This window comes from Micrococcus sp. R8502A1 (genome assembly GCF_006704135.1).
In the GTDB taxonomy this organism is placed as follows: Bacteria; Actinomycetota; Actinomycetes; order Actinomycetales; family Micrococcaceae; genus Micrococcus; species Micrococcus luteus.
The window spans coordinates 20167-32823 of sequence record NZ_VIGS01000025.1; the positions used below are offsets into that span (position 1 = coordinate 20167).

Consider the following 12657-nt stretch of genomic DNA (forward strand, 5'->3'; position numbering starts at 1 on the left):
CATGGAGAAGTTCACCACCCACACCGGCGTCGGCGTGCCGCTGCGCGCCTCGAACGTGGACACGGACCAGATCATCCCGGCCGTGTACCTCAAGCGGATCTCCCGCACGGGCTTCGAGGACGCCCTGTTCGCAGGCTGGCGCCAGGACCCCGACTTCATCCTGAACACCGAGCCGTTCAGCGGGGGCACCGTGCTCGTGGCGGGCTCGGACTTCGGCACCGGCTCCTCGCGCGAACACGCCGTGTGGGCGCTCAAGGACTACGGCTTCCGCGCCGTGATCTCCCCGCGCTTCGCGGACATCTTCCGCGGCAACTCCGCCAAGCAGGGGCTCGTCGCGGCCCAGGTGGAGCAGGAGGACGTCGAGCGCATCTGGAAGGAGCTGGAGAACCGTCCCGGGACCCCGGTCACCGTGGACCTCGTCACACGCACCGTCGAGTGCGGGGATGTGACCGCCCCGTTCCAGATCGACGACGACACCCGTCACCGGCTGCTCGAGGGCCTGGACGACATCGCCGTCACCCTGGGGCACCAGGCCGAGATCGATGCCTATGAGGCGGACCGCCCCGCGTACAAGCCCACCACCCTGCCGGCCCGCACGGCCGGCTGACCGGCCGCCGCCGGGAGCGCACCATTGCCGCGCGTGCCCGGCGACGCCCTATGCTGGGAGGCGATTCCGGGACCGCCCGCCGCACACGGCGGGCGGTCCCGTTCAGAGACCTCCCCGCTCCGGCGGAGTGGCCGAGACCGTGGCCCTGCGGCCGCACTGAGGAAGGACGCGCATGGCGAAGCTCTTGACCATCCATGGCGGCAAGCCGCTGACCGGTGAGGTGACCGTGCGCGGCGCCAAGAACCTGGTGCCCAAGGCCATGGTGGCCGCCCTGCTCGGCAACTCGCCGTCCGTGCTCCGGAACATCCCCGAGATCAAGGACGTGGACGTCGTCAGCTCCCTCCTCGAGATCCACGGCGTGTCCGTGGAGTGGGACAAGGAGACCGGGCGGATCACGATGGACCCGGCCGGGGTGAAGTCGGCCCTGACCGCCGAGATCGACGCCCACGCCGGCGACTCGCGCATCCCGATCCTCTTCTGCGGCCCGCTCATGCACGCGATCGGCGAGGCCTTCATCCCCGACCTCGGCGGCTGCAAGATCGGCGACCGCCCGATCGACTACCACCTGGCCGTGCTGCGCAACTTCGGCGCCGTCGTGGACAAGCGCCCGGGCGGCATCTCCATCTCCGCCCCCAAGGGCCTGCACGGCGCCAAGCTCGAGCTGCCGTACCCCTCCGTCGGAGCCACCGAGCAGGTGCTGCTGACCGCCGTGAAGGCCGAGGGCATCACCGAGCTCAAGGGCGCCGCCGTCGAGCCGGAGATCCACGACCTCATCGCCGTCCTGCAGAAGATGGGCGCGATCATCACCGTGCAGACGGACCGCACCATCCGCATCGAGGGCGTGAGCGAGATGCGCGGCTACAACCACATCGCGCTGCCCGACCGCAACGAGTCCGCCTCGTGGGCCTCCGCCGCCCTGGCCACCCGGGGGGACATCTACGTCCGCGGCGCCGAGCAGCGCGACCTGACGGCGTTCCTGAACACCTACCGCAAGATCGGCGGCGAGTTCGACGTCGTCGACGACGGCATCCGGTTCTGGCACGCCGGCGGCGATCTCAACCCGCTCGTGCTCGAGACGGACGTGCACCCCGGCTTCATGACCGACTGGCAGCAGCCCCTCGTGGTGGCGCTGACCCAGGCCAAGGGGGTCTCCATCGTGCACGAGACCGTGTACGAGAACCGCTTCGGCTTCACCGACGCCCTCGTGCGGATGGGCGCCTCCATCCAGCTGCACCGCGAGTGCCTCGGCTCCGTGCCGTGCCGCTTCGGCCAGCGCAACTTCCTGCACTCGGCCGTGATCTCCGGCCCGACGCCGCTGCACGGCGTCGAGTTCGACATCCCGGACCTGCGCGGCGGCTTCTCCCACCTGATCGCCGCCCTCACCGCCGAGGGCACCTCCACGGCGACGGGCTTGGAGATCATCAACCGCGGCTACGAGCACTTCATGGCGAAGCTCGAGGGCCTCGGCGCCGACGTCGAGCTGACCGAACGCGACCGGTGAGCGGCGTGGACGCGCAGAGCCCTGCCGCTGCGGGGGGTCGTCCGACGCGTGCCGCGCGGGCCCCCTACGTGATCCCGGGGGTGATCGTGCGACCGGCGATGCGGGCCATCGTCCGCCAGGTGTGGGAGGGGACCGAGCACCTGCCCGAGACCGGCGCGATCCTCGCCGTCAACCACATCTCGGAGGTGGACCCGCTCTCCGTGGCCCACATGGTCTACAACCAGGGCCTGCTGCCGACCTTCCTCGCCAAGGCCGAGCTCTGGAAGGTGCCCGTGCTCAAGCAGGTCCTCGAGGCCACCCGCATGATCCCGGTCGAGCGCACCCGCGATGGCGGCCGCTCGCTCGCCGCCGCCCGCGAGGCCGTCGCCACGGGCCGGGCGATCATCGTCTACCCGGAGGGCACCGTCACCCGCGATCCCGACGGCTGGCCCATGGCCGGGCGCAACGGGGCCGTGCGCCTCGCCCTGCAGACCGGCGCCCCGCTCATCCCCGTCGGTCAGTGGGGCATCCAGGAGCTGCTGCCGTACGGCGGCCGCTCCCTCCGCGTCCTCCCGCGCAAGACCGCCCGGATCCGGGTCGGCGCGCCCGTCGACCTCGCGGACCTGCGGGACCGCCCCGTGACGGCGGGGACCCTGCGCGAGGGCACCGGCCGCATGATGGGCGCGATCACCGACCTGGTCGCCGAGCTGCGCGGAGAACCGGCCCCGGAGGGCCGCTGGGATCCCACGGCCGGAGCGCGGGTGGCCGGGGCATGAGCGATCCGCGCACCGTCGCCGTCCTCGGGGCCGGCAGCTGGGGGTCGGCCTTCGCCCGCGTCCTGGGCCTGAGCACCAGCCCCGAGCCCGCCCGCGCGTCCGAGATCGTGATGTGGTCCCGGCGGGCCGAGGTCGCCGAGGCCATCACCGAGCGACACGAGAACCCCGAGTACCTGCCCGGCATCACGCTGCCCACCTGCGTGCGCGCCGTCACCGACGCCGCCGAGGCGGTCCGGGGCGCCGGCGTCGTGGTGGTGGCCGTGCCCGCGCAGCACGTGCGCGAGACCCTGCACGCCGTGCGCGCCGACCTGGCCCCGGACGCCGTCGTGGTCTCCCTCGTCAAGGGCCTCGAGCGCGGCACCGACGCGCGGATGTCGCAGGTCTGCGCGGAGGAGCTGGGCCTCAGCCCGGACCGGTTCGCGGTGGTCTCCGGACCCAACCTCGCCCTCGAGATCGCGCGCGGCGAGCCCACCGCCACGGTGGTCGCCTCGGCCTCGCGCGCGACGGCGGAGCGCATCGCCGCCCTCACGGCCGGCCGGACCTTCCGGCCCTACACGAACACCGACGTCGTGGGCGTGGAGATCGGCGGTGTGGTGAAGAACGTCATCGCGCTCGCCGTGGGCATCTGCGACGGGCAGGGGCTGGGGGACAACTCCAAGGCCTCCGTCATCACCCGGGGCCTGGCCGAGACCACCCGGCTGGCCGTCGCGCTCGGCGGCGACCCGGCCACCATGGCCGGGCTCGCCGGCCTGGGCGACCTCGTGGCCACGTGCGCCTCGCCCCTCTCCCGCAACCGCACGGCCGGCCGCCACATCGGCACCGGCCTCAGCGCGGAGGAGGCGGTGGCCGCGATGAGCCAGACGGCCGAGGGCATCAAGTCCGTGTCCGCCGTCGTGCACGCCGCCCGCGCCCACGGTGTGGAGATGCCCATCAGCGAGCTGATGGACCGGGTGGTCGCCGGGGACGTGGCCGTGGACCGCCTCGCCGAGCTGCTGCTCGCCCGTGACCTGAAGTCGGAAGGACGCGCCGCATGACCGCCACCCCTGCCCCGGAGGCCGCCGCCGACGCGCGTCCCCGCGTGCTCCTGCTCTTCGGCGGCCGCTCGAGCGAGCACCCCATCAGCTGCGTGACCGCGGCGGGCGTGCTGCACGCGGCCGACCGTCAGCGCTGGGACGTCGTGCCGGTGGGTGTGGCCCGCTCCGGCCGGTGGTCGCACGACGAGCTGGACGTGGCCTCGTTCCGCCTGGACGGCGACGCCCTGCCGGAGGTGCCGGAGCCCGAGGCCCCGGTGAGCCTGCGCGCCCTGTCGGACGGCACCGTCGAGCTGACCGCGGCCGACGGCTCCTCGCTGGGCCCGGTGGACGTCGTGTTCCCGCTGCTGCACGGCCCCTGGGGCGAGGACGGCACGCTCCAGGGCATGTTCGAGTCGCTGGGTCTGCCCTACGTGGGCTGCGGCGTGCTGGCCTCCGCGGTCGGCATGGACAAGCACTTCATGAAGGTCGCCTTCCAGGCCGCCGGCCTCGAGGTCGGCCCGTGGGAGACCATCACCGCCCGCGACTGGGCACGCGATCCGGAGGCGGCCCTCGCCCGCGCCGGGGCGCTCGCCTACCCGCTGTTCGTCAAGCCCGCCCGTGCCGGCTCCTCCTTCGGCATCACCCGCGTCACCGAGCCCGCGGGTCTGCGCGCCGCCGTCGAGGAGGCCCGTCGCTTCGACCCCAAGGTCGTGGTGGAGGCGGGCATCGTCGGCCGCGAGATCGAGTGCGCCGTCCTCGACGGGCACGGCGCCGCCGCCCCGCGCGCCTCGCTGCCGGGGGAGATCGTCGTGGCCCACGACGAGGGCGAGACGCAGTTCTACGACTTCGAGTCGAAGTACCAGGACACCGGCACCACCCAGCTGTCCTGCCCGGCCGAGCTGCCGGAGGAGGAGATCGAGCGGCTGCGCGCCCTGGCGATCCGCGCCTTCGAGGCCGTGGACGGATCCGGCCTGGGCCGCTGCGACTTCTTCTTCACCCCGGACGGGCGGTGGGTGGTCAACGAGATCAACACCATGCCGGGCTTCACGCCCATCAGCATGTACCCGGCCATGTGGGAGCGGACGGGCCTGTCCTACGACGATCTGATCTCGGAGCTGCTGGACCTCGCCCTCGAGCGGGGCGTCGGCCTGCACTGACGCGGCTCGCGGCCGGCCCGCGTCGGTCTCAGCCGACGGGTGTGGCGTCCTGCACGCCGACGCAGCCGCCGCTGGGCTCGATCTGCGCGACCGCCGAGGACAGGCCCACCATCACGGTGTCCGAGCTGGCCTGGTCCTTGCCGAACAGCACCTCCACGGCCGGGTCACGGCCGTAGGTGGTGATCCGCCAGTTCTCGTCCTCGTCCCGGACGACCCAGTCGATCCCGTCCACGGAGATGCAGCGGTCCGTGGTGGGGCCGGGGACCTCGGCGCCGCAGCGCAGGACGACGGCGGCCGGGTCACCCCACACGGCCGTCGCCTGGCTGTCGGTGGGGCGTAGGTCGAGGTCGCCCAGGGCGTCGGGCATGGCCACCATGGCCGGGGCACACGCCGGGTCAGCGGCGTGGGGCGCGGCCTCCACCGTGGCCACCCGTCCGGTACAGGCCGTGGCGCCGAGGGCGATCGCGGTCAGGAGGGGCACGAGACGACGCAGACGGCGGGATTCCATCCGCCCAGGATACGTGCGCCGCCGGGACCCGCGGGGGCCCGTGCCCTAGCATGGACGGGACCGTTCCCGTCCCCGCCTCAGGAGCCCACGTGAGCAGCACCGCGGACCCCCGCCCCCGCCCCCCGCAGGAGGACGTCGCCGTCGGGCGGCGCCGTCGTCGTCGCCGCCCGTGGCTGATCGCCCTGGCGGTGGTGCTCGTGGCGCTGCTGGCCGTGGGCATCGCGGCGGCGGTGTACGTCGGCGGGATCGCCCGGATCATCGACCAGGACACCCAGCGCTTCGACGGCGGCGCGTTCCCCGCCGAGTCGGGCCGCCCGGGCGCCGCGGGGGCGTCCGCCCAGCAGCCCACCGCGCCGCCGCCCGGCATGGACGCGGACCAGGCCGCCGAAGGCGCCCAGGGCCCCGTCGCCCCGGACGCGGACGAGAAGGCGGACGAGCAGGCCCTCGACGTGCTGCTCGTCGGCGAGGACGCGGGCGCGGAGGGCCGTGACTCCGCCGGCCGGTCGGACACCCTCATGTGGGTCCACGTGCCCGGGGACCGCAGCGAGATCCAGGTCATGTCCATCATGCGCGACATGTGGGTGCCGATCCCGGGACACGGGGACCACAAGGTCAACGCCGCCTACCAGTACGGCGGCATCCCGCTGACGGTGGCCACCGCGGAGAACATGTTCCAGGCACGCGTGGACCACGTGATCGCCGTGGACCTCGCCGGCTTCAAGGGCCTCGTGGACGCCCTGGGCGGCGTCAGCGTGGACAACCCCAGCGCCTTCGTCTCGACCGGCGGCATCGACTTCCCCGCGGGCACCGTGCAGATGGACGGGGACAAGGCCCTGGCCTACGCGCGGGAGCGGTACAACCTGCCGCGCAGCGACTTCGACCGTGTGGAGAACCAGCAGCGCCTGGTCAAGGCCATCGTGGCCGCGTTCCTCTCCCGCGACACCCTCTCGGACCCGAGCCGCGTGCAGGCCGCCGTCGAGGAGTTCGCCCCCTTCCTGACCCTCGACGACGAGCTCGACTCCGGCACCCTCGCGAACCTGGCGTGGTCCCTGCGCGATGCGCGCGACGCCCCGATCGTGACCAGCACGGTGCCGTCCGTGGGCGTGGGCTACACGGACACCGGCGAGGACGTCGTGTGGCCGGACTGGGAGGCGATCGCCCGCCTGGGCAAGGGCATCCGCACCGGCACCCTGGGGGAGGCCGTCACGCAGTGAGCACGCCGCCCCGGCCGTCGTTGGTACGGCACTGGCTCGCGCTCGCGGAGGAGCTCGTGGGCCGGGCCGCGCCGCGGCTCGACGCCCTGAACCTCTTCCCGGTCCCGGACGCGGACACGGGCACGAACATGCTCGCCACGCTGACGGCGGCCCGCGCCGCGGCCGACGCCTGCCCCGCACAGGACGACGTCGGCGCCGTGCTCGCGCACGCGGGCGCGGCCGCGCTGGACTCGGCCCGAGGCAACTCGGGCATGCTGCTGGCGGTCAGCCTGGCGGGGATGGCCGAGCCCCTGCGCGGCCGGGAGCGCGTCGACGCGTTCGCCCTGGCGGCGGCATTCGGGGCCGCCGACCGGGCCGCCCGGCAGGCCCTGTCGGATCCGCGCGAGGGGACGATCCTCACGGTGCTCTCCGCGGCCGCCCGCAGCCTTGCGCGCTCGTCCACCCAGGCTCCCGACACGCCCGCGGTGGCCGGGGACGCGGACCCGGCCGTGCGCCTCGGCCCGGCCGTGACCGTCATGCTGGCCGACTGCGTGCAGGCCGTGGAGGAGACCGAGTCGTTGCTCGCCCCGCTGACCCGGGCGCACGTCGTGGACGCCGGCGCCGTCGGGCTGCTCTGGGTGTTCGAGGCGCTGCGCTCCGTCGTGACGGGCACGCCCGTGGACGAGGAGCTGGCCACCGCCCTCCCCGGCTACGTCGAGGGCGCCCAGGCCGCGGAGGGCGAGCACGCCGCCGAGGCGGAGGCGCCGATCGAGGGGGCCGTCGAGGTGATGGGCACCCTGACGCTCACCCCGCTCGCCGTGGCCGGGCTGCGCCGACGGCTGGCCGACGTGGGGGACGCCGTGATCCTGGCCCCCCTCGGCACCGCCCGTGACGGGCAGGGCCGGGTCCCGTGGCGGGTCCACGTGCACGTGCCCCGCGCCGAGGACGCGATCGGCCCCCTGCGGGCCGCCGGCGACGTCGAGGGCCTGACCGTCACCGACCTGGCCGGGCCGTCGCACGGCGACGACGCCGCACCGGACGGGTGCCATGGCCGCTGAGGCCCCCGTCACCGACCTGCCCCTGTCCGAGGTGCTGGGCGGGAAGCTGCCCGCCCGCCTCGAGAAGGAGCTCGGGCTGACCACGGTCGGGGGCCTGCTGGACCACGTGCCGCGCCGCTGGATCGAGCGCGGCGAGCTCACCCCCATCGCCGCGCTGCCCTACGACGCCGAGGTGACCGTCGTCGCCGTCGTGGAGTCGGTGACCACGCGGCGCATGCACAGCCGGCCCGGGTTCATCGTGGACGTCACCGTCGCGGACCCGTCCGTGGCCGGCGTGCCGGGGGCGAGCCTGTCCATGGCCTTCTTCAACGGCCACGACGCCCGCCGCCGCCTCGCCCCCGGGATGACCGCCATGTTCCAGGGCCGCACGACCGAGTACCGCGGCCGGATCACGCTGAACAACCCGGACTTCGCCCTCCTGGACGACGACGTCGCCCCGGGGGAGGTGGACGTGCGACCGGTCCCGCTCTACCGGGCCACGGGGAAGCTGCCGTCGTGGACGGTCCGCTCCGCCGTCGCCCGGGTGCTCGAGACCGTCGACCTGGGACGGATCCCCGAGCTGCTCACCGAGCGGATCCGCGCGGAGGCCGCCGCGGCGCTCGACCTGGACGCGCCGCTGCCGGGCACCGCGCAGGCGTACCGGGACCTGCACGCCCCGCACGACGTCGCCGCCACCGGCCCGGCCCGGACCGCGCTCGCCCTGCGTGAGGCACTGCTCGTCCAGGCCGCGCTCGCCTGGCGCCGGGACCGGGAGCGGGCGGTGCCCGCCGTGCCCCGCCCGCCGCGGCCCGGGGGCCTGCTCGAGGCCCTCGACGCCCGCCTGCCGTTCGCGCTCACGCCCGGCCAGGTGGCGGTGGGGGAGCAGCTGTCCGCCGAGCTGGCCCGGGACGCCCCGATGAGCCGGCTGCTGCAGGGGGACGTGGGCGCGGGCAAGACGCTCGTGGCCCTGCGGGCGATGCTGCAGGTCGTGGACGCCGGCGGCCAGGCCGCCCTGGTGGCGCCCACCGAGGTGCTCGCCGCGCAGCACCACCGTGCCCTGCTGCGCCTGATGGGCCCGCTCGCCGAGGCCGGCACCCTCGGGGCCGGCGACGGCCCGGCCACGAGGGTCGCGCTGGTCACCGGCTCGCTCAAGACCGCCGCGCGCCGCGAGGCGCTGCTGGCCCTGGCCTCCGGCGAGGCCGGGATCGCCGTCGGGACGCACGCGCTGCTCTCCGAGAAGGTGGGCTTCGCCGAGCTGGCCCTGGCCGTCGTCGACGAGCAGCACCGCTTCGGCGTGGACCAGCGCGAGGCCCTGCGGCGGGCCAATCCCGGCACGCACCTGCTCGTCATGTCCGCCACGCCCATCCCGCGCTCCGTGGCGATGACGGTGTTCGGGGACCTGGACCTGTCGGTGCTCGAGGGGCTGCCGTCCGGGCGTCAGCCGGTCACCACGCACGTGGCGCGGATGGCCCACGGTCCGCGCGTGATCGGCCGGGTGTGGGAGCTGATCGCCGAGCACGTGGCGGCCGGCCACCAGGCGTTCGTGGTGTGCCCGCGCATCGACCCCGACGACGCCGACCCGGGCCACGCCAACGTGGAGGAGATGACACCCCGGCTGCGGGGTCTCCCGGCGCTGGCGGGGCTGCGGATCGACGCCGTGCACGGGCGCATGGACCAGGCCGAGCAGGACGCGGCGATGCAGGCCTTCGCGCGCGGGGAGACGGACGTGCTCGTGGCGACCACCGTCGTGGAGGTGGGCGTGGACGTGCCCAACGCGACGATCATGGCGATCCTCGACGCCGACGACTTCGGCCTGTCCACCCTGCACCAGCTGCGCGGCCGCGTGGGCCGCGGGCCCGGGGCGGCGGTCTGCCTGCTGGCCACGCGCCTGCCGGACGGGCACCCGTCGCTGCGCCGGCTCGAGGTCCTGGCGCAGGAGCAGGACGGCATGCGCATCGCGCAGGAGGACCTCGCCCAGCGCGGCGTCGGCGACGTGCTCGGCGCCGCCCAGTCCGGGCTGGCCTCGGGGCTGCACCACGTGGACGTCATCGCCGACGCCCCGCTGATCGCCGTGGCCGCCGACGCCGTCGCGCAGGTCATGGCGGCCGGCCCGGGGCTCTCCGCCCACCCGGCGCTCGCCGCCGAGGTGGCCCGCTGGGAGGCCGAGCACCTCACCGCCGCCGACTACCTCGAGAAGGGCTGAGCCATGTCCCGCATCATCGCCGGCGCGGCCGCCGGGCGTCCCCTGACCGCCGTCCCCGGCACCGGCACGCGCCCCACCACGGACCGCACCAAGGAGGCCCTGTTCTCCTGGCTCGAGGCCCGCGACTGGCTGGACGGGACGGCCGTGCTCGACCTCTACGCCGGCTCCGGCGCCCTGGGGTGCGAGGCCGCCAGCCGCGGAGCGGCATCGGTGCTGCTGGTCGAGCGGGACCGGAAGGCCGTGACCGCGTGCCGCGCGAACGCCGCGCTGGTCAACCGGGCGCGCGGGGCCGACGTCGTGCGCGTGCGCGCCGGGAGCGTGGAGCAGGCGCTCGCGGCGGAGGCCGCGCCCGTGGACCTGATCCTGGCCGACCCGCCGTACCCGGTGGCCGGCCCGCCGCTCGAGGCCGTGCTGGAGGCGGCGGCCGGGCGGCTCGCCCCGGGCGGGCTGCTCGTGCTCGAGCGGGCGGCCCGGGACGCCGCGCCGCGCCGGCCGCGCGGCCTCGAGGAGGTCGAGGTGCGCGTCTACGGCGAGACCGCCCTGTACCTCTGGCAGGACGAGCGCTGACCCCGCCCACCCGCTTTCGTTCGGGAAACGGCGGCGTGTCGGCCCGTTTTCGTTCGGGAAACGGCGGCATCTCGGCCCGTTCTCACCGGGGAGACGGGAGGGCGGAACGGACTGGGCTCAGCACGGAACCGCGAGCACGGCGGCCGCCGTTTCCCGAACGAAAATGCTCCGGGGACCGCCGTTTCCCGAACGAAAGTGCTCCGGGGGCCGCCGTTTCGTCAACGAAAGCGTCGGGGGTCAGGGCGTGCGCAGCCGCGGGGCCGCCTCGGCCAGGCGGCGCATCGCCTCGTCGATCGCATCGGGAGACTTGCAGAACGCCAGCCGCAGCCACGACCGCAGGTGGCCCCCGTCCGGGCGGCAGAGCGCGCCCACGGGGATGCCCGTGACGCCGGCCTCACGCGTCCACCGCACCGCGGCCTCGGCCGCGTCCGTCACACCCCACGGGGCGAGGTCCACGACGACGAAGTAGCCCGCCGCCGGGACGACCGGGTCCAGGCCCGCCTCCCGCAGGCCCGCCACGAGCCGATCCCGGGCGTCGCGGTACCGCTCGCGCTGGCCGGCGAGGTGCCGTTCGGCGCCGTCGGTGGGCAGATAGGCACCCAGCGCGCGCTGGAAGGCGGGGCCGGAGGAGTAGGTGAGGAACTGCTTGACGGCGCGCGCGGCCCCGACGAGCTCGGCCGGGCCGGTCAGCCAGCCGACCTTCCAGCCGGTGACCGCGAACGCCTTGCCCGCGCTGGAGACCGTCAGGGCGATGTCCTCGGCGCCCGCGACCGAGCGCAGGCTGACGTGCTCGCCCTCGTAGACGAGGTGGTCGTAGACCTCGTCCGAGAGGATCAGCACGCCCCGGGACCGGCACAGGGCCACGAGCTCCTCGAGCAGCTCCCGCGGATAGACCGCGCCCGTGGGGTTGTGCGGCGTGTTCACGATGAGCAGGCGCGTGCGGTCGGTCATCGCCGCGGCCACCCGCGCCGGGTCCGGAAGGAAGTCCGGCGCCTCCACCGGCACGCTCACGTGCCGGGCGCCGGCCAGGGCGATCGTGGCGGCGTGCGAGTCGTAGAACGGCTCGACCGTGACGACCTCGTCGCCCGGGCGCACGAACGCCAGGACCGTCGCGGCGATGCCCTCGGTCGCGCCCGTGGTGATCATGACCTGCGTGGCGGGGTCCTCCGTCACGCCCCAGTGGCGCCGGCGGTGCTCTGCAACGGCCCGCCGCAGCGCGGGGTCGCCCGTGCCGGGGGCGTACTGGTTGGGGCCCGCCAGCACGGCGTCGGCCGCCAGCCGCAGCAGCGCGTCGGGGCCGTCGGCGTCGGGGAAGCCCTGGCCGAGGTTCACGGCCCCGTGCTCGACGGCGAGGCCCGTCATCGTCTCGAACACGGTGGGCACGGGGCCGGCGTCACCGAGCAGGCCCGCGGCCGCCGCCGTGCGACGCCACGGCGCGTCCATGTCGACGTCGTGCGGTGCTGCCCCGGGGGTGGGCTGGGTTCCGTCCATGGCCGCACTGTACCCATCGCCGCGGACCGCACACGGCGGCGCACGCCGCGCCCGGCAGGACCGCGACGCGCCGGGGCCGGACCGGACGGGCGTCCGTCGCCGCCCGGCGCGGCCCCCGCTAGGCTGGCACCCATGCGTCGTGCCGTCTGCCCTGGTTCGTTCGATCCCCTCCACAAGGGGCACGTCGAGGTGATCGCGCGAGCCGCGAACCTCTTCGAGGAGGTGGTGGTCGCCGTGTCCTCCAACCCGGCCAAGACGTACCGCTTCAGCGTGGACGAGCGCATCGCCATGATCGAGGCGACGGTGTCGTCCCTCGCCGGTGTCGCGGTCCGGCCCATGGGCCCGGGCCTGCTGGCCGAGTTCTGCCGGCAGATCGGCGCGGACGCGATCGTCAAGGGGCTGCGCGGCGGCGCCGACCTCGAGTTCGAGGCCCCGATGGCCGCGATGAACCGCCACCTGACCGGGGTCGAGACGGTCTACCTCCCGGCCGACGCCCGGTACACCCACGTGTCCTCCTCGCTCATCAAGGAGGTCCACGGACTCGGCGGCGACGTCGCCGAGTTCGTCCCGGCCGCGGTCCTGCGCGGCCTCGACGGCGGGGCCTGACCCCGCCCCTTCTACACAT

12 protein-coding genes are annotated in these 12657 nt (G+C 74.9%); 10 read left to right on the top strand and 2 right to left on the bottom strand.

What is annotated here, in order from left to right:
• Position 1 precedes the first annotated feature (1 nt).
• The 5 genes from leuD (at position 2) to FLM69_RS06440 (ending at position 5033) form a co-directional block, all read left to right on the top strand.
• Positions 2-607 (top strand): 3-isopropylmalate dehydratase small subunit, encoded by a 606-nt coding sequence (gene leuD, locus FLM69_RS06420; RefSeq protein ID WP_036338085.1) that lies wholly within the window; start codon positions 2-4, stop codon positions 605-607.
• Between the two features lie 172 nt (positions 608-779).
• Complete coding sequence (gene murA, locus FLM69_RS06425) at positions 780-2108, top strand: UDP-N-acetylglucosamine 1-carboxyvinyltransferase (RefSeq protein WP_002856412.1); 1329 nt, start codon at positions 780-782, stop codon at positions 2106-2108.
• Between the two features lie 80 nt (positions 2109-2188).
• Complete coding sequence (locus FLM69_RS06430) at positions 2189-2863, top strand: 1-acyl-sn-glycerol-3-phosphate acyltransferase (RefSeq protein ID WP_141843527.1); 675 nt, start codon at positions 2189-2191, stop codon at positions 2861-2863.
• Complete coding sequence (locus FLM69_RS06435; RefSeq protein ID WP_141843528.1) at positions 2860-3897, top strand: NAD(P)H-dependent glycerol-3-phosphate dehydrogenase; 1038 nt, start codon at positions 2860-2862, stop codon at positions 3895-3897. The genes FLM69_RS06430 and FLM69_RS06435 overlap by 4 nt, the downstream gene beginning before the upstream one ends.
• Entirely contained in the window at positions 3894-5033 is a 1140-nt protein-coding gene (locus tag FLM69_RS06440) for a D-alanine--D-alanine ligase family protein (protein ID WP_141843530.1), read from the top strand. The genes FLM69_RS06435 and FLM69_RS06440 overlap by 4 nt, the downstream gene beginning before the upstream one ends.
• Before the next feature lie 28 nt (positions 5034-5061).
• On the opposite strand, the gene FLM69_RS06445 is transcribed toward FLM69_RS06440, so the two are convergent.
• On the bottom strand, positions 5062-5541 hold the full coding sequence (locus FLM69_RS06445; RefSeq protein WP_036382062.1) for a DUF3515 family protein: 480 nt from the start codon (positions 5539-5541) through the stop codon (positions 5062-5064).
• Positions 5542-5630: 89 nt separating this feature from the next.
• Between FLM69_RS06445 and FLM69_RS06450 the strand changes: the two genes are divergently transcribed.
• From FLM69_RS06450 to rsmD, 4 genes are read left to right on the top strand one after another with little or no spacing between them, the layout of a single operon-like run.
• Complete coding sequence (locus FLM69_RS06450) at positions 5631-6755, top strand: LCP family protein (RefSeq protein ID WP_061867859.1); 1125 nt, start codon at positions 5631-5633, stop codon at positions 6753-6755.
• Positions 6752-7792, top strand: a complete 1041-nt coding sequence (locus tag FLM69_RS06455; protein WP_061867858.1) for a DAK2 domain-containing protein — start codon at positions 6752-6754, stop codon at positions 7790-7792. Before FLM69_RS06450 ends, FLM69_RS06455 begins: the two co-directional genes overlap by 4 nt.
• Positions 7782-9974: an ATP-dependent DNA helicase RecG gene (locus FLM69_RS06460; protein WP_141843531.1), complete on the top strand. Its 2193-nt coding sequence runs from the start codon at positions 7782-7784 to the stop codon at positions 9972-9974. The genes FLM69_RS06455 and FLM69_RS06460 overlap by 11 nt, the downstream gene beginning before the upstream one ends.
• 3 nt (positions 9975-9977) lie before the next feature.
• Positions 9978-10541 (top strand): 16S rRNA (guanine(966)-N(2))-methyltransferase RsmD, encoded by a 564-nt coding sequence (gene rsmD / locus FLM69_RS06465; RefSeq protein WP_141843533.1) that lies wholly within the window; start codon positions 9978-9980, stop codon positions 10539-10541.
• Between the two features lie 237 nt (positions 10542-10778).
• Here the strand turns inward: rsmD and FLM69_RS06470 are convergent, their stop codons facing one another.
• A complete protein-coding gene (locus FLM69_RS06470) occupies positions 10779-12032 on the bottom strand; it encodes an aminotransferase class I/II-fold pyridoxal phosphate-dependent enzyme (RefSeq protein WP_141843534.1) in 1254 nt (417 codons plus the stop codon).
• Between the two features lie 132 nt (positions 12033-12164).
• Between FLM69_RS06470 and coaD the strand changes: the two genes are divergently transcribed.
• A complete protein-coding gene (gene coaD / locus FLM69_RS06475; protein ID WP_036338106.1) occupies positions 12165-12638 on the top strand; it encodes a pantetheine-phosphate adenylyltransferase in 474 nt (157 codons plus the stop codon).
• Positions 12639-12657 lie beyond the last annotated feature (19 nt).